The sequence below is a fragment of the Limnohabitans sp. TEGF004 genome, assembly GCF_027924965.1.
In the GTDB taxonomy this organism is placed as follows: Bacteria; Pseudomonadota; Gammaproteobacteria; order Burkholderiales; family Burkholderiaceae_C; genus Limnohabitans.
Genome location: NZ_AP027056.1, coordinates 896583 through 919764, shown reverse-complemented (window position 1 = coordinate 919764; position 23182 = coordinate 896583). Strand labels below are relative to the sequence as shown.

At 55.6% G+C, this 23182-nt stretch carries 24 protein-coding genes and 1 tRNA gene; 7 read left to right on the top strand and 18 right to left on the bottom strand.

Going from position 1 to position 23182, the window contains the following annotated elements; genetic code table 11:
* Positions 1-62: 62 nt before the first annotated feature.
* The 5 genes from LINBF2_RS04645 to scpA are packed head-to-tail and all read right to left on the bottom strand — an operon-like array spanning position 63 to position 7369.
* On the bottom strand, positions 63-545 hold the full coding sequence (locus LINBF2_RS04645) for a VOC family protein (protein WP_281890786.1): 483 nt from the start codon (positions 543-545) through the stop codon (positions 63-65).
* A complete protein-coding gene (locus LINBF2_RS04640) occupies positions 545-2593 on the bottom strand; it encodes an acetyl/propionyl/methylcrotonyl-CoA carboxylase subunit alpha (RefSeq protein ID WP_281890785.1) in 2049 nt (682 codons plus the stop codon). The genes LINBF2_RS04645 and LINBF2_RS04640 overlap by 1 nt, the downstream gene beginning before the upstream one ends.
* A gap of 20 nt (positions 2594-2613) precedes the next feature.
* Positions 2614-4146, bottom strand: a complete 1533-nt coding sequence (locus LINBF2_RS04635) for an acyl-CoA carboxylase subunit beta (RefSeq protein ID WP_281890783.1) — start codon at positions 4144-4146, stop codon at positions 2614-2616.
* Between the two features lie 35 nt (positions 4147-4181).
* Positions 4182-5195, bottom strand: a complete 1014-nt coding sequence (meaB, locus tag LINBF2_RS04630; protein ID WP_281890782.1) for a methylmalonyl Co-A mutase-associated GTPase MeaB — start codon at positions 5193-5195, stop codon at positions 4182-4184.
* Positions 5192-7369: a methylmalonyl-CoA mutase gene (scpA, locus tag LINBF2_RS04625; protein ID WP_281890781.1), complete on the bottom strand. Its 2178-nt coding sequence runs from the start codon at positions 7367-7369 to the stop codon at positions 5192-5194. The genes meaB and scpA overlap by 4 nt, the downstream gene beginning before the upstream one ends.
* 133 nt (positions 7370-7502) lie before the next feature.
* Between scpA and LINBF2_RS04620 the strand changes: the two genes are divergently transcribed.
* Positions 7503-8138 (top strand): GntR family transcriptional regulator, encoded by a 636-nt coding sequence (locus tag LINBF2_RS04620; RefSeq protein WP_281890779.1) that lies wholly within the window; start codon positions 7503-7505, stop codon positions 8136-8138.
* A gap of 12 nt (positions 8139-8150) precedes the next feature.
* On the opposite strand, the gene dusA is transcribed toward LINBF2_RS04620, so the two are convergent.
* Complete coding sequence (gene dusA / locus LINBF2_RS04615; protein ID WP_281890778.1) at positions 8151-9161, bottom strand: tRNA dihydrouridine(20/20a) synthase DusA; 1011 nt, start codon at positions 9159-9161, stop codon at positions 8151-8153.
* An 81-nt stretch (positions 9162-9242) separates the two neighbouring features.
* On the opposite strand from dusA, the gene LINBF2_RS04610 reads away from it, so the two are divergent.
* The gene (locus LINBF2_RS04610; RefSeq protein ID WP_281890776.1) at positions 9243-9656 is read left to right on the top strand and encodes an NfeD family protein; all 414 of its coding nucleotides are present in this window, start codon (positions 9243-9245) and stop codon (positions 9654-9656) included.
* Positions 9657-9676: 20 nt separating this feature from the next.
* Positions 9677-10585 (top strand): stomatin-like protein, encoded by a 909-nt coding sequence (locus tag LINBF2_RS04605; protein ID WP_281890775.1) that lies wholly within the window; start codon positions 9677-9679, stop codon positions 10583-10585.
* 63 nt (positions 10586-10648) lie between these two features.
* Here the strand turns inward: LINBF2_RS04605 and phbB are convergent, their stop codons facing one another.
* The 3 genes from phbB to phaC form a co-directional block, all read right to left on the bottom strand.
* Positions 10649-11386, bottom strand: coding sequence for an acetoacetyl-CoA reductase (phbB, locus tag LINBF2_RS04600; RefSeq protein WP_104800212.1), 738 nt, complete (start codon positions 11384-11386; stop codon positions 10649-10651).
* Between the two features lie 72 nt (positions 11387-11458).
* Complete coding sequence (locus tag LINBF2_RS04595; protein WP_281890772.1) at positions 11459-12637, bottom strand: acetyl-CoA C-acetyltransferase; 1179 nt, start codon at positions 12635-12637, stop codon at positions 11459-11461.
* Between the two features lie 34 nt (positions 12638-12671).
* Entirely contained in the window at positions 12672-14348 is a 1677-nt protein-coding gene (gene phaC / locus LINBF2_RS04590) for a class I poly(R)-hydroxyalkanoic acid synthase (protein ID WP_281890770.1), read from the bottom strand.
* 106 nt (positions 14349-14454) lie between these two features.
* Between phaC and LINBF2_RS04585 the strand changes: the two genes are divergently transcribed.
* On the top strand, positions 14455-14772 hold the full coding sequence (locus LINBF2_RS04585) for a hypothetical protein (protein ID WP_281890768.1): 318 nt from the start codon (positions 14455-14457) through the stop codon (positions 14770-14772).
* Here the strand turns inward: LINBF2_RS04585 and pgeF are convergent.
* A complete protein-coding gene (gene pgeF / locus LINBF2_RS04580) occupies positions 14704-15504 on the bottom strand; it encodes a peptidoglycan editing factor PgeF (RefSeq protein ID WP_281890766.1) in 801 nt (266 codons plus the stop codon). The genes LINBF2_RS04585 and pgeF overlap by 69 nt on opposite strands.
* An 87-nt stretch (positions 15505-15591) precedes the next feature.
* On the opposite strand from pgeF, the gene LINBF2_RS04575 reads away from it, so the two are divergent.
* Genes LINBF2_RS04575 through LINBF2_RS04565 form a run of 3 tightly spaced genes read left to right on the top strand, consistent with a single transcriptional unit; the run spans position 15592 to position 17168 of the window.
* Positions 15592-15897 carry an antibiotic biosynthesis monooxygenase gene (locus LINBF2_RS04575; protein ID WP_104800207.1) on the top strand — a complete coding sequence of 102 codons (306 nt, stop codon included), beginning with the start codon at positions 15592-15594 and terminating at the stop codon, positions 15895-15897.
* Between the two features lie 22 nt (positions 15898-15919).
* Positions 15920-16615, top strand: a complete 696-nt coding sequence (locus LINBF2_RS04570; protein WP_104800206.1) for a fumarylacetoacetate hydrolase family protein — start codon at positions 15920-15922, stop codon at positions 16613-16615.
* Positions 16616-16619: 4 nt separating this feature from the next.
* A complete protein-coding gene (locus tag LINBF2_RS04565; protein WP_281890762.1) occupies positions 16620-17168 on the top strand; it encodes an NUDIX hydrolase in 549 nt (182 codons plus the stop codon).
* Between the two features lie 67 nt (positions 17169-17235).
* Here LINBF2_RS04565 and LINBF2_RS04560 read toward each other — a convergent pair.
* From LINBF2_RS04560 to infC, 8 genes are all read right to left on the bottom strand, one after another.
* A tRNA-Pro gene (locus LINBF2_RS04560) sits at positions 17236-17312 on the bottom strand.
* A gap of 26 nt (positions 17313-17338) precedes the next feature.
* Entirely contained in the window at positions 17339-17803 is a 465-nt protein-coding gene (locus LINBF2_RS04555; protein WP_281890760.1) for a MerR family transcriptional regulator, read from the bottom strand.
* 112 nt (positions 17804-17915) lie between these two features.
* Positions 17916-18251, bottom strand: coding sequence for an integration host factor subunit alpha (locus LINBF2_RS04550; RefSeq protein WP_281890758.1), 336 nt, complete (start codon positions 18249-18251; stop codon positions 17916-17918).
* Positions 18252-18277: 26 nt separating this feature from the next.
* Complete coding sequence (gene pheT, locus LINBF2_RS04545; protein WP_281890757.1) at positions 18278-20704, bottom strand: phenylalanine--tRNA ligase subunit beta; 2427 nt, start codon at positions 20702-20704, stop codon at positions 18278-18280.
* Positions 20705-20728: 24 nt separating this feature from the next.
* Positions 20729-21781 carry a phenylalanine--tRNA ligase subunit alpha gene (pheS, locus tag LINBF2_RS04540; protein WP_100134216.1) on the bottom strand — a complete coding sequence of 351 codons (1053 nt, stop codon included), beginning with the start codon at positions 21779-21781 and terminating at the stop codon, positions 20729-20731.
* A gap of 88 nt (positions 21782-21869) precedes the next feature.
* Positions 21870-22229 carry a 50S ribosomal protein L20 gene (rplT, locus tag LINBF2_RS04535; protein WP_104800201.1) on the bottom strand — a complete coding sequence of 120 codons (360 nt, stop codon included), beginning with the start codon at positions 22227-22229 and terminating at the stop codon, positions 21870-21872.
* Positions 22230-22255: 26 nt separating this feature from the next.
* Complete coding sequence (rpmI, locus tag LINBF2_RS04530; protein ID WP_108282355.1) at positions 22256-22459, bottom strand: 50S ribosomal protein L35; 204 nt, start codon at positions 22457-22459, stop codon at positions 22256-22258.
* Between the two features lie 87 nt (positions 22460-22546).
* Positions 22547-23155 (bottom strand): translation initiation factor IF-3, encoded by a 609-nt coding sequence (gene infC / locus LINBF2_RS04525; RefSeq protein WP_108282354.1) that lies wholly within the window; start codon positions 23153-23155, stop codon positions 22547-22549.
* Between the last annotated feature and the right edge of the window lie 27 nt (positions 23156-23182).

Sequence of the window (23182 nt, the reverse complement as noted above, 5' to 3'; positions counted from 1 at the left end):
ATTTTTCTGGCAACAAAAAAGCCGTGACTGCCTAAGCAATCACGGCTTTTTGTTGCCAAAGTTTAAGCGTGCGAAGCCGCCAAAGCTGCAAAGGCCTTCACCACTTCAGGTGGCGCTTGCACCAGCTCAATCAACACGCCTTCACCACCAATGGGAAACTCGTCGTTCGCCTTGGGGTGCATGAAGGTGATGTCAAAGCCAGCCGCGCCCTTGCGGATGCCGCCGGGTGCAAAGCGCACACCTTGCGCCGTGAGCCATTCCACAGCCACGGGCAGGTCATCGATCCACAAGCCAATGTGGTTCAACGGCGTGGCGTGAACCGCAGGCTTTTTCTCGATGTCCATGGGCTGCATCAAATCGACTTCGACCTTGAAAGGGCCGGCGCCGATGGCACAGATGTCTTCGTCCACGTTCTCGCGTTCGCTTTGAAACGTGCCCGTGACTTCGAGGCCAAACATGTCAACCCACAGCTTTTTCAAGCGGCCCTTGTCAGGGCCGCCGATGGCGATTTGTTGAATACCGAGAACTTTGAATGGACGAGCCATTATTCGAACTCCACAATCATCTGGTCCACAGTCAATGATTCGCCCTTAGCGGCCACCACTTTTTTGACCACGCCGTCTGCAGCTGCAAACAACACGTTTTCCATCTTCATCGCTTCGATGACGGCGACGCGCTCACCCGCTTGCACTTTTTGGCCAGGTGTCACAGACACTTCGACCAACAAGCCAGGCATGGGCGACAACACGTACTTACTCAAGTCTGGTGGTGCTTTGAATGGCATGAGCTTGTGCAACTCGGCCATGCGTGGCGACATCACCAAAGCTTCGATGCGCGTGCCGTTGTGCTGCACTTGCAAAGCCAATGGGTTTTTCAAAGTGCCGCGCTCGACTTGCGCTGTGAAAGGCTTGCCGTTGCAAGTGCCTTCGATGCGAATATCGTTCAAACGTGACTTGCTTTCGATCGCGTAAGTTTTTCCAGCGATGGTGATTTGCGCCACACCGGGTTTGCCGATGAACTCGTCCACATGCACTAACACGTAGCGGTTGTTGCCGCCTTGGCCCAACTCGACCACTGCGTAGTCTTGACCAATTTGCACGTCGTAGCCAGGCAGCTGACCGCTCAAACCTGCGGCACGTTCGCGAGATTTACGACGCACAAACGCAGCCAAGGCAGCCAAGAAGTCGTGGTCTTCGTGTGGCACGTCTTCAGCGCGGAAGCCGTGCGCGTATTGCTCAGCAATGAAGCCCGTGTTGAAGTCACCCGAGACAAACTTGGGATGCGCCAACAAAGCGGCTTGGAATGGGATGTTCGAGCTGATGCCGCGAATCACAAAGCCGTTCAGTGCTTCGCGCATTTTGGCAATCGCGTCGTTGCGGTCTTTGCCGTGCACGATGAGCTTGGCGATCATCGAGTCGTAGAACATCGGAATCTCGCCACCGTCTTGCACACCGGTGTCCACACGCACGCCGAGCAAGTCAGCGGTGTTGCCTTGGAACATGGTTTGTTTTGGCGTTTGGAAACGCACCAAACGGCCAGTGGAAGGCAAGAAGTTGCGGAACGGGTCTTCGGCGTTGATACGGCACTCAATAGCCCAACCATTGCGTTTGACATCGACTTGCGTCAGTGTGAGTTTTTCACCTGCTGCCACGCGAATCATTTGCTCGACCAAGTCGAGGCCTGTGATGGCTTCGGTCACAGGGTGTTCCACCTGCAAACGTGTGTTCATCTCGAGGAAGTAGAAGCTTTGGTCTTTGCCGACCACAAACTCCACCGTACCTGCGGATTGGTATTTCACCGCCTTGGCCAACTGCACGGCTTGCTCGCCCATGGCTTTGCGCGTGGCTTCGCTGATGAAGGGTGATGGCGCTTCTTCAATCACTTTTTGGTGACGGCGTTGAATCGAGCACTCGCGCTCGTTCAAGAACACCACGTTGCCGTGGCTGTCGCCCAGCACTTGGATTTCGATGTGGCGCGGCTCTTCGACAAACTTCTCGATGAACACGCGGTCATCGCCAAAGCTATTGCGAGCTTCATTACGGCAAGAGGTGAAACCTTCAAAGGCCTCTTTGTCGTTGAATGCAACGCGCAAGCCTTTACCACCGCCACCAGCTGAGGCCTTGATCATGACGGGGTAGCCAATGCCTTGGGCAATCTTCACCGCTTCTTCAGCGGTGTCGATGGCGTCGTTGTAGCCAGGAATGCAGTTCACGCCCGCAGCACCAGCCAACTTCTTGGATTCAATCTTGTCGCCCATGGCGGAGATTGAGAAGTGGCGTGGGCCGATGAAGGCAATGCCTTCGTCTTCGCAGCGCTTTGAGAACTCGGCGTTCTCACTCAAAAAGCCGTAGCCAGGGTGAATAGCTTGTGCGCCAGTTGCCTTGGCTGCCGCGATGATTTTGTCAGCCACGAGGTAAGACTCGCGCGAGGCCGCTGGGCCAATCAACACAGCTTCATCAGCCAGTTGCACATGACGTGCTTCTTTGTCGGCTTCAGAGTAAACGGCCACGGTTTTGATGCCCATTTTGTGAGCGGTGGCGATGACGCGGCATGCGATTTCGCCACGGTTTGCAATCAGAATTTTTGTAAACATGTTCTTCTTCTCCTAGCGGCTTAGAGCGGAATATTGCCGTGCTTGCGCCATGGGTTTTCGATCTTCTTGTCTTTCAACATCACCAGCGAGCGGCAGATGCGCTTGCGTGTTTCGTGCGGTTGAATCACGTCGTCGATGAAGCCGCGTGCGCCAGCCACGAAGGGGTTGGCAAAGCGGGCTTTGTATTCGGCTTCGCGGGCAGCCAGTTTTTCTGGATCGTTTTTGTCTTCGCGGAAGATGATTTCCACCGCACCCTTGGCACCCATCACTGCGATTTCGGCGTTAGGCCAAGCAAAGTTCACGTCGCCGCGCAAGTGCTTAGAGGCCATCACGTCATACGCACCGCCGTAGGCTTTGCGTGTGATGACGGTGATTTTTGGCACCGTGCACTCGGCATACGCGTACAGCAACTTGGCGCCGTGCTTGATGATGCCGCCGTACTCTTGTGAGGTACCGGGCATGAAGCCGGGCACGTCCACAAAGGTGATGACGGGAATGTTGAACGCATCGCAGAAGCGAACAAAACGTGCGGCCTTGATGGAGCTCTTGATGTCCAAGCAACCTGCCAACACCAAAGGTTGGTTGGCCACGATGCCGACGGTTTGGCCTTCCATGCGGGCAAAGCCGATCAGGATGTTTTTGGCGTAGTCGGGTTGCAGCTCAAAGAAGTCGCCGTCATCCACAGTTTTGAGGATGAGCTCTTTCATGTCGTAGGCTTTGTTGGGGTTCTCAGGCACCAAAGTATCCAAGCTCATGTCCATGCGGCTCGATGGATCACCGCTGACGCGCACAGGTGCTTTTTCTTTGTTGTTGAGTGGCAGGTAGTTGTAGAGGCGACGCAGCATGAGCAAGGCTTCCACGTCGTTCTCAAAAGCCATGTCAGCCACGCCGCTCTTGGTGGTGTGTGTCAGAGCGCCACCCAATTCTTCGGCTGTCACTTCTTCGTGGGTCACAGTCTTGACCACATCAGGACCGGTCACAAACATGTAGGACGTGTCTTTGACCATGAAGATGAAGTCGGTCAAGGCGGGTGAATACACCGCACCACCCGCTGATGGGCCCATGATCATGCTGATCTGTGGCACCACACCGCTGGCCATGACGTTGCGTTGGAACACGTCGGCGTAGCCGCCCAATGCGGCGACACCTTCTTGAATACGCGCACCGCCCGAATCGTTCAAACCAATCACAGGTGCGCCAACCTTCATGGCTTGGTCCATGATCTTGCAGATTTTTTCGGCATGCGTTTCAGACAGCGAACCACCCAGCACGGTGAAGTCTTGGCTGAACACAAACACCAAACGGCCATTGATCATGCCGTAGCCAGTGACTACGCCGTCACCTGGAATTTTGTCGCCGTCCATACCGAAGTCGGTGCAACGGTGTTCAACAAACATGTCCCACTCTTCGAAGGTGCCTTCGTCCAACAACACTTCGATGCGCTCGCGTGCTGTGAGTTTGCCTTTGGCGTGCTGCGCATCAATGCGCTTTTGGCCGCCACCTAAGCGAGCCGCAGCGCGCTTTTGTTCCAGTTGTTCGATGATGTCTTGCATGGTTGCTCTTTCTTTACTCCAGGAAGATTTTCAAATTAACCCTGCGCTTGATAAGCGCTGAGCAGTTGACGGGAAGCCGTCGAGGCGGCCAGCTGGCCCGCCGCGACTTGTTGACTCAATTGGGGCAGCAACGTTTGCACACGCGGCTGCGCTCTAAAGTTTTGTTTCAAGCCTGCATCGATGCGTTCCCACATCCATGACAGGGCTTGGTTTTGGCGGCGCTCAGAGAAGCGGCCGTTTTGTTTTTGAATGGTTTGAAACTCACCCACCGCTGCCCAAAATACATCCACGCCTTGGCCCAGTAACGCGCTGAGTTGCACCACCTTGGGGTGCCACACCTCGATGTTGCGGTGCGCGTGGCCCGAGCCACCGTGCATGCCCAACAACTGCAAAGCGCTGGTGATTTGCAGCTCGGCACGTGTGGCTGCGATGGCGTCGATGTCTGCTTTGTTGATGACCACCAAATCGGCAATCTCCATCACGCCTTTTTTGATGGCTTGCAAATCGTCGCCTGCATTGGGCAACTGCAGCAACACAAACATATCGGTCATGTTGGCCACAGCGGTTTCGCTTTGGCCCACACCCACGGTTTCCACAATCACCACGTCGTAACCTGCGGCTTCGCAGACCAACATCGACTCACGCGTTTTTTCGGCCACACCACCCAAGGTGCCACTCGATGGGCTGGGTCGAATGTAGGCTTGGTCGTGCACACTCAAAAACTCCATGCGGGTCTTGTCACCCAAAATGGAGCCGCCAGATACTGTCGACGATGGGTCAATAGTCAACACCGCCACACGGTGGCCTTGACCAATCAAATACAAACCCAACGCTTCGATAAAGGTGGACTTGCCCACACCCGGCACACCACTGATGCCCAGTCGAAACGACTTGCCCGTGTGCGGCAACATGGCGGTGAGTAACTCATCCGCAGATGCGCGATGATCCGTGCGCGTGGACTCCAGCAAGGTGATTGCTTTGGCCATCGCACGGCGTTGCACGGGCGGGTTGCCCTGCAACAGTCCATCGAGCAACTGTGCAGGCGTCACCCAACGGCCTTTTTGATTTGCTCCAACACGTCTTTGGCGCTGGCTGGAATGGGGGTGCCTGGGCCGTAGATGCCTTTGACGCCCGCTTCGTACAAGAAGTCGTAGTCTTGACGTGGAATCACGCCGCCCACGAACACGATGATGTCGTCAGCGCCTTGCTTCTGCAACTCAGCAATGATGGCGGGCACCAAGGTTTTGTGGCCAGCAGCGAGTGTTGACACACCTACGGCGTGCACGTCGTTTTCAATGGCTTGGCGAGCGCACTCTTCAGGTGTTTGGAACAAGGGGCCCATGTCCACGTCGTAGCCGAGGTCGGCAAACGCAGTGGCCACCACTTTGGCACCACGGTCGTGGCCGTCTTGGCCCAACTTGGAAATCATCACGCGAGGACGACGACCATGGTCTTCGGCAAACGCAGCAATGTCGGTCTTGAGGGCATTCCAGTATTCCATGGTGTCTCCCACGTTTTCGCCATCGTCATACGCAGCGGCGTACACACCCGTGACCTTTTGGGTGTCAGCGCGGTGGCGGCCAAACACTTTTTCGAGTGCGTCACTCACCTCGCCCACTGTGGCGCGCAGGCGAATGGCCTTGATGGACAAGTCGAGCAAGTTGCCTTCGCCAGTTTCAGCTGATTGCGTCAACGCGGCCAATGCAGCTTCCACCTTGGCAGTGTCGCGTGTTGCTTTGATTTTTTGCAAACGCTCAATCTGACCGTCGCGCACGCGGACGTTGTCAATCGACAGGGTTTCGATCGGATCTTCTTTGGCGAGTTTGTATTTGTTCACGCCCACGATGACGTCTTTGCCAGAGTCGATGCGCGCTTGCTTTTCAGCGGCAGCAGCTTCGATCTTTAGCTTGGCCCAACCGCTGTCCACGGCTTTGGTCATGCCGCCCATGGCCTCGACTTCTTCGATGATGGCCCAGGCTTTGTCAGCCATTTCTTGGGTGAGCGACTCCATCATGTACGAGCCGGCCCATGGATCAATCACGTTGGTGATGTGGGTCTCTTCTTGAATGATGAGCTGGGTGTTGCGGGCAATGCGTGACGAAAACTCGGTCGGCAAAGCAATCGCTTCGTCAAACGAGTTGGTGTGCAGTGACTGTGTGCCACCAAACACCGCAGCCATGGCTTCGATGGTGGTACGCACCACGTTGTTGTAGGGGTCTTGCTCGGTGAGTGACCAGCCAGAAGTTTGGCTGTGCGTGCGCAGCATCAAGCTCTTGGAGTTCTTGGCGTCAAAGCCCTTCATGATGCGGCACCACAGCAAACGTGCGGCGCGCATCTTGGCAATTTCCAAATAGAAGTTCATGCCCACCGCCCAGAAGAACGACAAGCGGCCCGCGAAGGCGTCCACATCCAAGCCTGATGCAATGGCGGTCTTCACATACTCTTTGCCGTCGGCCAAGGTGAAAGCCAATTCCAAGGCTTGGTTGGCACCGGCCTCTTGCATGTGGTAACCCGAAATCGAGATCGAGTTGAACTTGGGCATGTGCTTGGCGGTGTAGCCAATGATGTCGCCAATGATCTTCATCGAAGGCTCAGGCGGGTAGATGTAGGTGTTGCGCACCATGAACTCTTTCAGAATGTCGTTCTGAATCGTGCCAGACAACAACTCTTGGCTCACGCCCTGCTCTTCAGCGGCCACCACGTAGCCAGCCAGCACAGGCAGCACCGCGCCGTTCATGGTCATAGAGACCGACACTTTGTCCAACGGAATTTCGTTAAACAAGATCTTCATGTCTTCCACCGAGTCAATCGCCACGCCGGCCTTGCCCACGTCGCCTGTCACACGGGGGTGGTCTGAGTCATAGCCACGGTGGGTGGCCAAGTCAAACGCGACCGACACGCCTTGACCACCGGCGGCCAAAGCCTTGCGGTAGAACGCGTTGGATTCTTCTGCGGTGGAGAAGCCTGCGTATTGGCGAATCGTCCATGGACGCACCGAGTACATGGTGGCTTGCGGGCCGCGCACATAGGGCTCGAAGCCTGGCAATGTGTTGGCGTAAGGGAGGTTTTGGGTGTCTTCAGCGGTGTACAACGGCTTGACGCTGATACCGTCCAAAGTCTTCCAGTTCAGGGCGTTGACGTCGCCGCCTGGGGCTGATTTAGCAGCGGCTTTGGCCCATGCTTCGAGGTTGGCGGCGTTGAATTCGGTTGGCTTTTGGCTCATGGCAAATCACTCTTGAAAGGGGTGTGCAGCGATCAAAGAAACCCAAGGTTAACCTAGGGTTTTGATCTGTTACAGAATCATATCATTCATAATTATTGATTCAAAATCTTATATCAGCTTACAATTCGAGTCCATGTCCGCCGTCACCCTCACCCCTCGCGCCCTGTACGAAGAAGTCGCTGAACTGCTGCGTCAGCGTATTTTTGCGGCCGAATTAGAGCCCGGCAGCTGGATTGACGAGATGCGCTTGGCCGAGGAATACGGCATCAGCCGCACGCCCATGCGCGAAGCCCTCAAGGTGCTGGCCGCTGAAGGCTTGGTGACCATGAAAGTGCGCCGCGGTGCGTATGTGACCGAGGTCAACGAAAAAGACCAACGCGATGTGTACCACCTGCTCTCTTTGCTGGAGTCAGATGCTGCAGGCGTGGTGGCCAAAGACGCCAGCGATGAGCAGCTCAAAGATTTGCAAGCCCTGCACGCCGAGCTCACGGCCGCTGTGGCTGACCGAGAAAAGTTCTTTGAAATCAACGAGCGCTTTCACATGCGCTTGCTGGAAATCGCCAACAACCGTTGGCGCGACCAAATGGTGGCGGACTTGCGCAAGGTGATGAAGCTCAACCGTCACAACTCGTTGTTCAAAAACGGCCGCCTCGAAGAATCGCTCAAAGAGCACCAAGCCATCATGGATGCGTTGATGGCACGTGACGCAGCACTGACGGTGCAGCGCATGAACGAACACTTTGCCAACGGCTTAGAGGCCGCCAGCTAAAGCGCCATACTGTCAGTTTGTTTCTGCGGGATGTTCCGCGCCGCGAGCCAAAGCCTCACGGGCAATTTTCAGCACTTCACGCGGTGGCAATGGTTTGAGCTTGTGGTTGCTCCATACCTGACGCCACAAACGCGCACCGCGTTGGCCATGAAATAGCCCTAGCATGTGACGTGCAATCGGATACCAAGGGCAACCATCTTCTGCTTGAGCTCTCTCCATGTAAGCGACCATCGCCTCCTCCACCGCTTCGCGGCTGAGTGTCTCGTGCGGGTCGTTGTAAAACTCGGCATCCCACGTCGTCATCAGCCACGGACGGTAATAGGCTTCGCGCCCCAACATCACACCATCGACATGCTGCAAGTGCTCGGCCATTTGCGCATTGGTGGTGATGCCGCCGTTGATGGCGATCACCAAGTTGGGAAAGTCTTTTTTCAGCTGGTAACCCAACTCGTAGCGCAGCGGCGGCACTTCGCGGTTTTCTTTGGGACTCAAACCATCGAGCCACGCATTTCGTGCGTGCACGATGAACACCTTGCACCCCGCATCGCTGACCGTACCCACAAAGTCGCGCACAAAGTCGTAGCTCTCGATGCGGTCAATGCCAATGCGGTGCTTGACGGTGACAGGAATGCTCACCACATCCATCATGGCTTTCACGCCATCGGCCACGGTGCGTGGCTCGTTCATCAAACACGCGCCAAACGCGCCACGCTGCACTCGGTCAGACGGGCAGCCGCAATTGAGGTTGATTTCGTTGTAGCCCCATTGCTCGCCCAACTTCGCACCGTGCGCCAAATCAGCCGCGTCGCTGCCACCCAGCTGCAAAGCCACCGGATGCTCTTCCGCGTTGAAGCGCAAATGCCGCTGTGTATCGCCATGGCGAAGCGCACCGGTGGTGACCATCTCGGTGTAGAGCAAAGTGTTGCGGCTGAGCAGGCGGTGGAAATAGCGGCAGTGGCGATCAGTCCAATCCATCATGGGGGCGACGGACGTGCGCCAAAGCGAGGCATCGGGAAAATTCATGCCTTAATTATCCCGTGCCACTCTTTTCAAATTAGGCACAATGGTGATGTACCTAAAAATATTTAGTTCAAGGTGTGAATGATGGATAACCCAACCCTCTGGTTGATCGTCGCAGGCGTGCTCGTGATGGCCGAACTGCTGACCGGCACGTTTTATTTGCTCATGCTCTCGCTAGGCGCTACTGCCGCTGCGCTGACAGCCTATGCAGACGGCACGCTCACTTGGCAAATCGTCACAGCGGCAGTCGTGGGCGGTGGTGCTGCCGTGCTGTGGCACTTGAAAAAACCACTCAGCAACGACGCACAAGACAGCAATGTGCACCTCGACATTGGCGAGACCGTGACGGTAGATGCGTGGGACACCCAAGGCCACGCCCAAGTCAAACACCGTGGCGCGCAATGGACTGCTGTGTGTGCGGCGAACGCGACACCCGAACCTGGCTTGCACCGCATCAGTGAGATGCAAGGCAACCGCTTGGTGCTGGAAAAAATTTAACTTCTCTCAAAGGCTCAGCTATGGAAATCGCAATTCTCTTTTTGGCCATCGCCGTTTTGTTCATCGTCAAAACGGTCAAAGTCGTGCCCCAGCAAAACGCTTGGGTGGTTGAGCGTTTGGGCAAGTACCACGCCAGCCTCACACCGGGCTTGAACTTTGTCGTGCCCTTCATTGATAACGTGATTCAAAAGCACAGCCTCAAAGAAATTCCGCTCGATGTGCCCAGTCAGATTTGCATCACACGTGACAACACGCAACTGCAAGTCGATGGCATTTTGTATTTCCAAGTGACCGACCCGCGCTTGGCGAGCTACGGCTCGTCCAACTACATCATGGCCGTGACGCAACTGGCACAAACCAGCTTGCGCAGCGTGATTGGCAAACTCGAACTCGACAAGACCTTTGAAGAACGCGACATCATCAACGCGCAAGTGGTGGCTGCGATTGACGAAGCCGCCTTGAACTGGGGTGTGAAAGTGTTGCGCTACGAAATCAAAGACCTGACGCCGCCCAAAGAAATCTTGCATGCCATGCAATCGCAAATCACGGCTGAGCGTGAAAAGCGTGCGCTGATCGCCGCCTCAGAAGGCCGTCGTCAAGAACAAATCAACATTGCCACGGGTGAACGCGAAGCTTTCATTGCGCGCTCTGAAGGTGAGAAGCAAGCGGCCATCAACAAGGCCCAAGGTGAAGCCGCTTCCATCACCGCAGTGGCCGATGCCACGGCACAAGCGATTGAACGTATTGCCGCCGCCATTCGCCAGCCCGGCGGTGAACAAGCGGTGCAACTCAAAGTGGCCGAGCAAGCCGTGCAGGCATACGGGAAAGTGGCATCAGATGCCACCACCACCCTCATCGTGCCCAGCAACATGACCGAAGTATCGGGCTTGATTGCCTCGGCCATGCAGATGGTCAAGCTCAACAAATAAACGGTTTTGCTAGACGTGAAAAAGCCCGCTTCGAGCGGGCTTTTTCATGGAAGCCACAAAGGCTTAACCCATGTGCAAACCACCGTTCACGGCGAAGTCAGCGCCGGTGGTGTAGCCACCGTCTTCGCTGGCCATCCACGCAATGATGGACGCGATTTCGGCAGGCTTGCCCAAACGCTTGACGGGCACCGTGGCCACAATTTTTTCCAGCACATCAGGACGAATGGCGTTGACCATGTCTGTACCGATGTAGCCAGGTGACACGGTGTTGACCGTCACGCCTTTGGTGGCCAGCTCTTGCGCCAACGCCATGGAGAAACCGTGCATACCGGCCTTGGCAGCCGAGTAGTTGGTTTGACCCGCTTGGCCTTTTTCACCGTTCACCGATGAGATGTTGATGATGCGACCCCAGCCACGTTCGACCATGTCTGGCACCACTTGCTTGGTGACGTTGAACATCGAATCGAGGTTGGTGTTCATCACCGCATCCCAATCTTCGCGTGTCATCTTCAAGAACATGCGGTCCTTGGTGATACCGGCGTTGTTCACCAACACGTCGATGGGGCCGTGCTCGGCTTTGGCTTTGGTGAAAGCTTCGACCGTGGAATCCCAATCACCCACGTTGCCGACGGATGCGTAGAAGGTAAAGCCCAAAGCTTTTTGCTCATCCAACCATTTGTTGAAATCACGGGTTGGACCGCAACCGGCGATCACGGTGAAGCCTTCTTTGTGCAGACGTTGGCAGATCGCGGTTCCGATGCCACCCATGCCACCTGTGACGTACGCTACTTTTTTGCTCATTTTTTGTCTCCTGATTTATGAGTTTTTAGTGAAAGAAATCTGAATTCGAGTGAAGTGCGAATCAACGCTGCATCAACGCTCGAGTGCCAACGACACGCCCATGCCGCCACCGATACACAGCGCGGCCAAGCCTTTCTTGGCGTTGGTGCGTTGCATTTCGTGCAGCAAAGTCACCAAGATGCGGCAACCGGATGCACCGATGGGGTGACCAATGGCAATCGCGCCACCGTTGACGTTGACCTTGGCTGGGTCGATGTCCAACTGTTGGTTCACGGCGCAAGCTTGTGCAGCGAAAGCTTCGTTGAGTTCGAACAGGTCCACATCTGATGCTTTCCAGCCTGCACGCTCCAAAGCTTTGCGTGAAGCAGACACAGGGCCCATGCCCATGATTTTTGGGTCTAAACCGCTGGTGCCGAATGCGGCGATGCGAGCCAAAGGAGTGAGGCCCAAAGCAGCTGCTTTCTTAGCCGTCATCACCACCACAGCGGCAGCGCCGTCGTTGATGCCTGATGCGTTACCGGCTGTCACGGAACCTGCTTTGTCAAACGCTGGGCGCAAACCGGCCAAGGCTTCGGCGGTGGTTTTTTTGTTGATGTATTCGTCGGCGTTGAACACCACGGGGTCACCCTTGCGTTGGGGAATGTTCACCGACACGATTTCGTCTTTGAACTTGCCAGCGTCTTGGGCTGCCGATGCTTTTTGCTGGCTGGCCAAAGCCAGTGCGTCTTGCATGTCGCGGGTGATGTGGAATTCTTTGGCCACGTTCTCAGCCGTGATGCCCATGTGGTACTGGTTGTACACGTCCCACAAACCGTCGACGATCATGGTGTCAATCATGTTCCAGTTGCCCATGCGTTGACCATCACGTGAACCCAGCAGCACATGGCCTGAAGCGCTCATGTTTTCTTGGCCACCGGCCACCACGATGTCGCTGTCGCCATACGCCACAGCTTGTGCAGCCAACATCACGGCTTTGAGGCCAGAGCCGCATACCGCGTTAATGGTCAAAGCAGGCACTGCATTGGGAATGCCAGACTTGATCAAGGCTTGACGCGCAGGGTTTTGGCCAGCGCCAGCAGCCAGCACTTGGCCCATGATGACTTCGCCCACCATCGCAGGATCAACCTTGGCACGCGCCAAGGCTTCACGAATGACGATAGAGCCCAGCTCAGTGGCTGCGATTTTGGCGAGTGAACCACCAAACTTGCCCACGGCTGTGCGTGCGGCTGAAACGATGACGATGTCTTCCATGTGTGTCTCCAAAAATATAAGAAGTTTTTAAAAATTAATGACTGGCGCGTTCTTTGACGTAACGACCGGGTGCGACCTCAATCGCTTTGTGCTTGCCCTTGCCGTAGGCTTTGGGTGCTGCGATTTGTTTGCCTGCGTGTGTTTTGAGCCAAGCAGACCAATCGGTCCACCAACTGCCAGCGTGCTCTTTGGATTTGGCAATCCATTGCTCAGCGTCTTTGGGGAAACTGGTTTCGCTGCCCGTCCAGTAACAACGCTTCTTGGCCGCGGGTGGATTGATCACGCCTGCGATGTGGCCAGAGGCCCCCATCACAAAACGCTTCTTGCCAGGGAACACATGTGTGCTGGCATACGCGCCGCCAATCGGCACGATGTGGTCTTCACGCGAGCCGTAGATGTAGATGGGCATGTCCACCTTGCGCAAGTCAATCTTCTCGCCGCACACCATGGCTTTGCCAGGCTTGATGAGGTTATTCTCAAGGTAGGTGTTGCGCAAGTACCAGGCATACATGGGGCCGGGTAAGTTGGTGGAATCGCTGTTCCAGTAAAGCAAGTCAAACGGTGGCGGTGTTTCACCTTTGAGGTAGTTGCCAACCACGTAGTTCCACACCAAATCGTTGGGGCGCAAGAAGCTGAAGGTCGACGCCATGTCTTTGCCCTTCATCAGCCCGCCTTCGGCAAACTGGCCTTCGCGGTACTTCACAAACCCTTCGTCAATGAACACATCCAAGATGCCGGTGTCTGTGAAGTCAATCAGCGTAGTCAACAAAGTTGCGCTGGCCACTGGTTTTTCGCCACGCGCGGCCAGCACAGCCAGCGCATTAGAAAGAATGGTGCCGCCCACGCAGAAACCCAGAGCATTAATTTGCTTTGCGCCGCCAATTTCTTGTACCACCTTGATGGCTTGAATGGCCACATCCTCCACATAGTTGTCCCATGTGGTGTTGCGTAGGCTTTCATCAGGATTGCGCCAGCTCACCACAAACGTGCGATGACCTTGGGCCACGGCGTAGCGGATGAATGAGTTTTCAGGCTGCAAGTCCAAGATATAGAACTTGTTGATGCAAGGCGGGATGAACAAGAACGGACGCTCATACACCTTGGCGGTGAGTGGCTTGTATTCGAGTAACTGGAAAAACTCGTTTTCAAACACCACTTTGCCTTCGGTGGTGGCCACGTTTTTGCCCACTTCAAACAGGCTTTCGTCGGTCATCGACACATGGCCTTGCTGCATGTCGTGCAACAAGTTTTGAATGCCTTTGGAAATGCTCTCGCCTTTGGTCTCAATCGCTTTTTGCTGAGCTTCTGCGTTGAGTGCCAAGTAGTTGCTAGGCGCAGCAGCAGCAGCCCATTGCTCAACGGCGAATTGAATACGTGCTTTGGTTTTGGCGTCAGTTTCGGCGGCTTCGGTGAGCGCCATCATCGTGCGGGTGTTGAGCAAATACGCCGCCGCGGTGAATGCGGCCATGGGGTTGTGTGCCCATGCATCGCCTTTGAAACGGCGGTCTTTCACTTCTGGTTTGCCGTGCAAACTTTGGTTCCACAAGTCAGTGGCTTCTTCGATGTACTGCTTTTGCAGGGCTTCCAGTTTGTCTGGCGAGAAGCTCAACGAAGGCGTTTTTGCATCTCCACCACCGCCGATTGTTTGAAATGAGGCCAAAGCTTTGAGCCAGCTATCCCCTAGGCTCTTGAGGGCCGCATTCTGATCCATCGCACATCTCCTATACAGTCGCAGTTGTCTTTTTAACTGTCACCAGTATGTCAGTGATTTACCTTCGAATTTCTGACAGATATCAAACTCAAGAGAAAACCCCTAGATGTATTTGGTCCTGATCGCGTGGATTTACGTGGCTTTGATGATGGCAATCGCTGAAGCGACAAGCCCAGTGGGCTCTTTGCTTGGCGCCCTGTTTACTTTCTTGCTCTATGGCTTATTACCCATGGGCGTGGTCGGCTACATCATGGGCACGCCTGCAAGGCGCCGTGCCATCAAGGCAAAAGAAGCCGCAGAACGCGAACAAGCGCTTGCGGCAAACGGTATACAAAACGCTGGCGGTGATGGCGCTTCAGTTGCGCCAAATACACACGGCAAAGCGTCCGGTGACACCATCGCGCCGGTACGAAAAGAGCCTTGAGCGCTGCGCGACCGTGCACCACTCGGGCGTGCTGTCGTTGCCTGCGATCGACGTAACGCCTAAAGCCTGCAAGCGCAAACGCGCCAAGCCTGCAAGATCAGCCAACCATTTGCCTGCGTGAGATGGGTGCGGTTTGAAAAAACCTCGGGCTTGGGTTGGGTCTACAGCATCGCCCGAAGTAAACGCCACACGCACATCGTCCCCCACCTCAAACGCATCAGAGCCAATGCATGGTCCCAGCCACACACGCACTTGCGCTGCAAACACGCCTGCTTGTGCACACACCCCATTCACCGTTTGTTCAATCACACCCGAAGCTAAGCCACGCCATCCAGCATGTGCGGCAGCCACCACTTGGCCAGCATCATCGGTGAACAACAAAGGCAAACAATCGGCCACCATGATGGTGCAAGCCACTCGGGACTCTTGCGTGAGGCAAGCATCAGCTTCTGTGCCATCGGGCGTCACGGCGCTGAGCTGAGCCACCTCCACGCCGTGCACTTGACTGAGAAACACAGGCCGCGCCCCCCCCAGCTGCGCTTGTAGCAAAGCGCGGTTTTGCGCGACAGCCTGTGTGTCGTCTTGTACGTGGTCCCCCAAATTGAAACCATCAAACGGAGCTTGCGACACACCGCCCACACGCGTGGTGCAGAGCGCTTGCACACCCGCAGGCAATGCCCAATCCATGGGCCAAAACAAAGGCGGTGTGGTCGTATCAGATGTGTGGCTCATAAGGCGAAAGGATATCCCGAATGCGACGGCTGGCTGGGCGCTGTGACGGTAGACTTGGGCTCAGTTTTAACTTGCAAGACACACACCATGATTCTCGAACTCGTCGACATTCGCATTCAACCCGGTCAACAAGCCGCATTTGACGAAGCCATCCAACGCGGCGTGAACACCGTCATCGCCAAGGCCAAAGGCTTTCAGGGCTTCAAAATCAACCGTGGCATCGAGTCACCCGAGCGCTATCTGCTGCAAATTTTTTGGACCACGCTTGAAAACCACACCGTGGACTTCCGTGAGTCCCCTGCCTTTGGCGAGTGGCGCGCCATCGTAGGCCCCTTCTTTGCACAGCCTCCCATCGTGGAGCACTTCGAGCTCGTGAGCAAATCACAAGGCTAAGTCTTTTCAACTGGAGCACGCTATGAGCTATGCGTTTGAACCTACGCCCGTTGTGTCTGTGCCCGTGGTGGGCAAAGCTGAACGTTTTCCTGTGCACCGCATTTACTGCGTGGGCCGCAACTACGAAGAACACGCCAAAGAGATGGGCTTCACAGGCCGTGAGCCGCCCTTCTTCTTCATGAAGCCTGCAGACGCTGTGTTGGTGGTCAATGCGGGTGAAACGGGTGACATGCTCTACCCCAGTCTCACCAAAAATTTGCACCACGAAATTGAGTTGGTGGTGGCCATTGGCAAAGGCGGCAAGAACATCCAAGCCGCAGATGCAATGAGCCACATCTACGGCTACGCCGTGGGCTTGGACATGACACGCCGCGATTTGCAAAACGACATGAAAAAACAAGGCCGCCCTTGGTGCATTGGCAAAGGCTTTGACCACAGCGCGCCCATTGGCCCTATCACCCCCGCAGCACTTGCGGGCGATGTGGCACACGCTGAGATTTATGTGCAAGTCAACGGCCAAGACCGTCAACGCAGCAGTGTGAGCCAACTCATTTGGAACATCGCTGAAACCATCGAGCATGTGTCTGCCGCATGGGAGCTGCAACCCGGTGATTTGATTTACACCGGTACCCCCGAAGGCGTGGGTGCGGTGGTGGCGGGCGACACCATGGTGGGTGCGGTGAGCGGCTTGGGCGAGCTCAAAGTTCGCCTGGTCTAACGCCATGCTGCACCGCCCGCTCATCCAACATTGCAAAGCCTGCGGCAGCGCGGTGACCTACCGCCTGCCCGACGATGGCGACACGCGCGAGCGTGCGGTCTGCAACGCGTGCCACACCATCCACTACGAGAACCCACTCAACGTGGTGGGCACCGTGCCAGTGTGGGGCGACAAAGTGCTGCTGTGCAAACGCAACATCGAACCACGCTTGGGCAAGTGGACGCTGCCTGCGGGCTTCATGGAACTGAACGAAACCGTGGCGCAAGGCGCAGCGCGTGAAACGGTGGAAGAAGCCGGCGCGCAGTTTGAAATGCAAGAGCTGTTCACGCTAATGAACGTCACACGCGTGGGCCAAGTGCATTTCTTTTACCGTGCACAACTCACCAGCGACACCTTTGACCCCGGCCACGAAACGCAAGAAGCGCGTTTGTTTGCTGAGCATGAAATACCTTGGGACGAGATTGCGTTTCGCACCGTCAAAGAAACTTTGCAGCACTACTTTGCAGATGCGAAGACGGGCAAGTTTGAGCTGCACCACGTCGACATTGTTTGACGCGCATTGAGCGACGCCAGAAAAGACAAAAGGGCTAGCAATTTGCATTGCTAGCCCTTGGTCATTTTGGTCGGTGTGAAAGGATTCGAACCTTCGACCCCTTGCACCCCATGCAAGTGCGCTACCAGGCTGCGCCACACACCGAATCAGGCTGAAATTATAACGCTTACTCAGTGCAGCTCAGAGAGCAAGTCGCGAATTTGTGTGAGTTCTTTGCGCAAGGTTTGCAGCGCTTCGTCGCTGCTGCTCAACGCGAGCGGTGGCAATTCGTGCGCGTCGTCTGAGTCGACATCCAAGTCGTCGTCAAACCCATCGTCATCGGGCAAGTCCACATCAATCAACTCACCGCCCACGCGACGACGCTCGCGCTCAGACTGCACCAGCTCTTGCAGCTTGTTGCGTGCACCGGTGATGGTGAAGCCTTGGTCATACAAGAGGTCGCGGATGCGGCGAATCATCAGCACTTCGTGGCGCTGGTAATAGCGGCGATTACCGCGACGCTTCATGGGACGCAGCTGCGTGAATTCCTGCTCCCAATAGCGCAGCACGTGCGGCTTGACGCCGCACAACTCGCTCACTTCACCAATGGTGAAATAGCGCTTGGCTGGAATGGGAGGAAGGAGGGATTTCTCCATGAAAATCAGTAGCTTGTAAACGGGACCGCAGAGGTTACACGAAGAACAGCCCTGAATCTTATCGCCTGACAGTTTTATCAAAAAAAAGAGGCCTGCTCGGCCTCTTTTTCAATCAGTTGTCAACTTTGGAATTACTGTCGCCCTGTATTTGCTCTTTCAATTTGTGACTCGCATGGAAAGTCACCGCACGTCGCGCCTCAATCGGAATTGACTCCCCTGTGCGCGGGTTACGACCAGGTCGTGGTGCCTTGGTGCGAATCTGAAAATTGCCGAAGCTTGAAATTTTCACATCGGTGCCATCGACCAAACTTTGTGCGATGAGATCAAAGAAGGCATCAATCATGTCTTTGGACTCACGCTTGTTCAAACCGATTTGCTCAAACAACAAATCAGCCAACTGCGCTTTGGTCAAGGCTGGCGTTTCTAAGCTCTCAAAAGAAAGTTCCATACGGTTCTCTTGTTAACGTGTGAACATCAAGCGCGCAAACGCGCAGAGACTTGAGCGGCCAATTCGGCCAGCACGGCTTGCACCACACCTTCGATTTGGGCTTCGTTCAACGTAGCTTCATCGCTGTTGAGCGTGAGGCGCACGGCCAAGCTCTTCTCGTCCATTGCCATGGCGGCACTTTCAGCCTTGGGGCGATACACGTCAAACAACACGGCGTTGCGCAGCAAACCTTGTGTTTTGGCGGCGTGCACGGCAGCCATCAATTGGGCGTGCGTGACGCTGTCTTTGACGATCACAGCAATGTCGCGCTCGACGTTAGGGAACTTGGCCACACCGGTGGACTTGGGCACATCGCGGTGCAACACGGCATCGAGCGAGAGCTCAAACATCACAGGGGCTTGGGCCAAGTCCCAGCTTTGACGCCAGCGTGGGTGCAACTCACCCACATGACCCACGGCTTGGCCATTGACCAACACCTTGGCACAACGGCCGGGGTGCATGGCTGGGTGCTCAGCCGCTTCAAACTGCGGGACAGCGGGGGCCAACAGAGCTTCCACATCAGCTTTCACGTCGAAGAAGTCTGCGGCTTGTTCTTTGGTGCCCCATTGCAAAGGTGCAGCGCTGCCAAAAGCAATGCCTGCCACTTGCATGGGCTGGTCAAAGCCTTGCACGGTGGTGTCTGTGTTTTGCACCGAAGCGTCTTTGTGAAACACGCGACCCAGCTCAAACACGCGCACGCGTGAGGCCTTGCGATCGACGTTGAACTTCACCACGTTGAGCAAGGAGCCCAATAAGGTGGACCGCATCACGCTCATTTGGCTGGCAATGGGGTTGAGCAATTTGATGGGGTTGGCATTGCCTGCCAACTCGTGCTCCCAACGCTCATCCACAAAGCTGTAGTTGATGGTTTCTTGGTAGCCCAAAGCTGCCAAGTGGTGGCGCAAAGCGTGTGGGCTACGTTGCGCTTCTTGACACGCGCTGGCCGTGATGGGTGCCAACGGTGGCGTGGTGGGCAGGTTGTTGTAACCCACCATGCGCGCCACTTCTTCGATCAGGTCTTCTTCGATTTGTAAATCGAAACGGAAGGATGGGGGCTGCACGGTGACAACACCTTCGCCTTCTGTCACGGGCAAGCCCAAGCCACGCAAAGCATCCGCCACGCGTTGCTGGGTCAGCGGCATGCCAATGACTTTTTCAGCACGTGCCACGCGCAACGTGACAGGCTTGGCCACAGGCATGTTCACACGTTGATCATCAACCGGGCCCACGGTCGTGTTGGGTGTGCCGCAAATGTCGATCACCAACTGGGTGATGCGCTCGATGTGCTCCACCGTCAACTCAGGATCCACACCACGTTCAAAGCGGTGGCCAGCATCGGTGCTGAAGTTGAAGCGGCGTGAGCGGCCTGCAATGGCCGAGGGCCACCAGAAGGCGGCTTCGATATAAATGTTTTGCGTGTCGTCATTCACGGCAGTGGCGTCGCCGCCCATGATGCCAGCGAGTGACTCGACTTGATGCGCGTCAGCGATGACGCCCACTTTGTCGTCCACGGTCACGGTGTTGCCGTTCAAGAGCTTAAGCTGTTCACCGGCTTTGCCCCAACGCACCTCCAAGCCGCCTTGAATTTTGTCGAGATCAAAGATGTGTGAAGGACGACCCAGCTCGAACATCACGTAGTTGGAGATGTCGACCAAGGGGCTCACGCTGCGCTGACCGCAGCGGGCCAAGTGGTTCACCATCCATGCAGGGGTTTGTGCCTTGGTATTCACGCCACGCACCACGCGGCCAGAGAAACGGCCGCACAAATCAGACGCGCTGATCTTCACAGCCAAGGTGTCTTGGTTTGTCGCGGCGATGCTTGAGAAAGTAGGCGCCTTCAAAGGTGCACCTGTGAGGGCTGACACTTCGCGGGCAATGCCGTACACGCTCAAGCAATGCGCCAAGTTAGGCGTGAGCTTGCATGTCATCAAGGTGTCGTCGAGGTTCAGGTACTCGCGGATGTTTTGACCCAAAGGTGCATCGGCTGGCAACTCAAGCAAGCCACCGTTGTCGTCAGCAATTTTGAGTTCTTTGGCCGAACACAACATGCCTTGACTTTCCACGCCACGCAGCTTGCCCACTTTGATTTTGAAAGGCTTGCCGTCTTCGCCGGGCGGCAGTTCAGCGCCAACAGTGGCACATGGAATTTTGATGCCCACGCGTGCATTCGGTGCGCCGCACACGATGTTGAGCAATGCGCCCTGCCCCACGTCCACTTGGCAAATGCGCAAGCGGTCAGCGTCTGGATGCTGCACGGCTTCTTTGATTTCACCGACGACGATGCCTGTGAAAGGCGGTGCAACGGGTTGGAGTTCTTCCACTTCCAAACCGGCCATGGTCAATATGTCGGCCAGCTCTTGGGTGGTGAGTGAGGGGTTGCAGAATTCGCGCAACCAGGATTCGGGGAATTGCATGATGAATCTCGTGTGTGCGTGAAGTTATTGGAACTGGCTCAAGAAGCGAATGTCGCCATCGAAGAACAAGCGCAAGTCGTTCACGCCGTAACGCAGCATGGTGAAACGGTCCATACCCATGCCAAAGGCAAAGCCGATGAAACGCTCAGGATCGAGGCCCATGTTGCGCACCACGTTCGGATGCACTTGGCCTGAGCCACCCACTTCGAGCCAACGGCCCGCCAAAGCGCCGCTTTGGAATTGGATGTCAATCTCAGCGCTGGGCTCTGTGAATGGGAAGAAGCTGGGGCGAAAGCGCAGCACCAAATCGTCGCTCTCAAAGTAAGTGCGGCAGAAATCGGTGATGACCACTTTGAGGTCTTTGAAACTCACATTCTCACCAATCCACAAGCCTTCGCATTGATGGAACATGGGCGAGTGCGTGGCATCGCTGTCCACACGGTAGGTGCGGCCGGGTGCGATGACGCGAATTTCGGGCATGCCTTGACCGGCATCCAAACGTGCTTGGTAGCGCTTGACGTGTTGCACGGCGTGGCGCACTTGCATGGGGCTGGTGTGTGTGCGCAACAAGTTGGGCGCTTCGGCGCTGCCACCTTCCACATAGAAGGTGTCGTGCATGGAGCGTGCAGGATGGTCTTCCGGCGTGTTGAGCGCGGTGAAGTTGAACCAATCGGTTTCGATCTCTGGGCCTTGGGCCACTTCGAAACCCATCGATCCAAAAATGGCTTCGACGCGTTCAAGTGTGATGGTCACAGGGTGCAAGCCACCAGCCATGCGAGCGCGACCGGGCAAGGTCACATCCAAGGCTTCGGCTTTGAGTTGGGTCTCGAGTTCGGCATCGGCCAAGGCTTGGCGGCGTGCCGTGAGCGCGGCTTCAATCGCTTGCTTGGCCACGTTGATGGCGGCACCGGTCGATTTCTTTTCTTCGACGCTCAATGCGGCCATGCCTTTCATCATCTCGGTGATGCGGCCTGACTTGCCCAAGAACTGGGCCTTGGCGTTTTCAAGATCAGCCGGTGTGGTGCTTTGTGCAAACAGGGCCTGGGCACTGGCGACCAGAGAGTCCAACTCGTTCATAAGAATTTGGGGAGAGGAGAAAACAAAAAAAGGGATTGAAGCTGTGTAGCCCCAACCCCTTTACTCGTGGGTGGTTAACCCTTGACTATCAAGCGGCCAATTTGGCTTTGACTTGATTCACGATACTGGCGAAAGCAGCCATGTCGTGAACGGCCAAGTCGGCCAACATCTTGCGGTCGATTTCGATCGCTGCCTTTTTCAGGCCGTTGGCGAATTGGCTGTATGTCAGACCGCACTGACGTGCAGCAGCATTGATACGAGCGATCCACAGCTGACGGAACACGCGCTTTTTAGTGCGGCGGTCGCGGTAAGCATATTGACCAGCCTTCATCACCGCTTGTTTAGCGATGCGGAAGACGTTACCGCGACGACCGCGGAAACCTTTGGCTAAAGCCAGAACTTTTTTGTGACGGGCACGGGCCGTAACACCACGTTTAACGCGAGGCATATTTTTTCTCCTTGTTCGTCAGTTAATTACAGGCCGCACTTGGGCAGCATTTGCGCCATGTGACCCATGTTGGTCTCATGCACATTCACTGCACCACGCAAGTGACGCTTGTTCTTGGTCGTCTTCTTAGTCAAGATGTGACGTTTGAAGGCTTGACCGCGTTTAACGGTACCGCCTGGACGAACGCGGAAGCGCTTTTTAGCGCTGCTTTTGGTCTTCATTTTGGGCATTTAGATGCTCCTTTAATTTGTGCTCGCGAGGCGCCTACGCAGGGTGCGTAGTCTTGTAAGCCCCGAGACACTAATCTGCGTCGCCTTTTATGCAGACGCTGCCGGAGCAGCTTCTGCAGCGGGTTTGGCGGCGCCACCCGATTTCTTCTTACCAGGCGCGATCATCATGATCATCTGACGCCCTTCAAGCTTGGGGAACTGCTCAACAACGATCAGGTCCGCCAACTCATCACGGATGCGCTGCAACAGCGCCATACCGATTTCTTGATGCGTGATCTCGCGGCCACGAAAGCGCAGCGTGATCTTGCATTTGTCACCGTCATCTAAGAAGCGCTTGATGTTGCGCATCTTGATGTTGTAGTCACCATCATCGGTACCGGGACGGAACTTGATTTCCTTGACCTCGATGACCTTTTGCTTGGACTTCGCTTCGGCAGCCTTCTTTTGCTCTTGGTACTTGAACTTACCGTAGTCCATCAAACGGCACACCGGCGGCACAGCCGTGGCGGCAATTTCAACCAAGTCAACGTCAATCTCACCGGCCATACGCAAGGCATCAGCCAAGCTCACGATACCGAGGGGTTCGTTGTCAGGACCTGAAAGGCGGACTTCCGGGGCCATGATTTCCCGGTTAAGGCGGTGTTTGCGTTCCTCGCGCTGGCGGCGGTCGCGAAATTCTGTAGCGATGGTGACTATCCTTAAAAATCAAAAACAAACCGACAC

Excerpts from the sequence above, each read along its gene's own strand:
- pgeF (WP_281890766.1), bottom strand. The coding sequence starts at position 15,504 with ATGAGCCACACATCTGATACGACCACACCGCCTTTGTTTTGGCCCATG.
- phaC (WP_281890770.1), bottom strand. The coding sequence starts at position 14,348 with ATGGATCAGAATGCGGCCCTCAAGAGCCTAGGGGATAGCTGGCTCAAA.
- phbB (WP_104800212.1), bottom strand. The coding sequence starts at position 11,386 with ATGAGCAAAAAAGTAGCGTACGTCACAGGTGGCATGGGTGGCATCGGA.
- LINBF2_RS04575 (WP_104800207.1), top strand. The coding sequence starts at position 15,592 with ATGATTCTCGAACTCGTCGACATTCGCATTCAACCCGGTCAACAAGCC.
- LINBF2_RS04565 (WP_281890762.1), top strand. The coding sequence starts at position 16,620 with ATGCTGCACCGCCCGCTCATCCAACATTGCAAAGCCTGCGGCAGCGCG.
- scpA (WP_281890781.1), bottom strand. The coding sequence starts at position 7,369 with ATGAGCCAAAAGCCAACCGAATTCAACGCCGCCAACCTCGAAGCATGG.
- LINBF2_RS04570 (WP_104800206.1), top strand. The coding sequence starts at position 15,920 with ATGAGCTATGCGTTTGAACCTACGCCCGTTGTGTCTGTGCCCGTGGTG.
- rpmI (WP_108282355.1), bottom strand. The coding sequence starts at position 22,459 with ATGCCCAAAATGAAGACCAAAAGCAGCGCTAAAAAGCGCTTCCGCGTT.
- pheS (WP_100134216.1), bottom strand. The coding sequence starts at position 21,781 with ATGAACGAGTTGGACTCTCTGGTCGCCAGTGCCCAGGCCCTGTTTGCA.
- pheT (WP_281890757.1), bottom strand. The coding sequence starts at position 20,704 with ATGCAATTCCCCGAATCCTGGTTGCGCGAATTCTGCAACCCCTCACTC.
- LINBF2_RS04620 (WP_281890779.1), top strand. The coding sequence starts at position 7,503 with ATGTCCGCCGTCACCCTCACCCCTCGCGCCCTGTACGAAGAAGTCGCT.
- rplT (WP_104800201.1), bottom strand. The coding sequence starts at position 22,229 with ATGCCTCGCGTTAAACGTGGTGTTACGGCCCGTGCCCGTCACAAAAAA.
- LINBF2_RS04645 (WP_281890786.1), bottom strand. The coding sequence starts at position 545 with ATGGCTCGTCCATTCAAAGTTCTCGGTATTCAACAAATCGCCATCGGC.
- dusA (WP_281890778.1), bottom strand. The coding sequence starts at position 9,161 with ATGAATTTTCCCGATGCCTCGCTTTGGCGCACGTCCGTCGCCCCCATG.
- LINBF2_RS04610 (WP_281890776.1), top strand. The coding sequence starts at position 9,243 with ATGGATAACCCAACCCTCTGGTTGATCGTCGCAGGCGTGCTCGTGATG.
- LINBF2_RS04595 (WP_281890772.1), bottom strand. The coding sequence starts at position 12,637 with ATGGAAGACATCGTCATCGTTTCAGCCGCACGCACAGCCGTGGGCAAG.
- LINBF2_RS04555 (WP_281890760.1), bottom strand. The coding sequence starts at position 17,803 with ATGGAGAAATCCCTCCTTCCTCCCATTCCAGCCAAGCGCTATTTCACC.
- LINBF2_RS04640 (WP_281890785.1), bottom strand. The coding sequence starts at position 2,593 with ATGTTTACAAAAATTCTGATTGCAAACCGTGGCGAAATCGCATGCCGC.
- LINBF2_RS04605 (WP_281890775.1), top strand. The coding sequence starts at position 9,677 with ATGGAAATCGCAATTCTCTTTTTGGCCATCGCCGTTTTGTTCATCGTC.
- LINBF2_RS04585 (WP_281890768.1), top strand. The coding sequence starts at position 14,455 with ATGTATTTGGTCCTGATCGCGTGGATTTACGTGGCTTTGATGATGGCA.
- LINBF2_RS04635 (WP_281890783.1), bottom strand. The coding sequence starts at position 4,146 with ATGCAAGACATCATCGAACAACTGGAACAAAAGCGCGCTGCGGCTCGC.
- LINBF2_RS04550 (WP_281890758.1), bottom strand. The coding sequence starts at position 18,251 with ATGGAACTTTCTTTTGAGAGCTTAGAAACGCCAGCCTTGACCAAAGCG.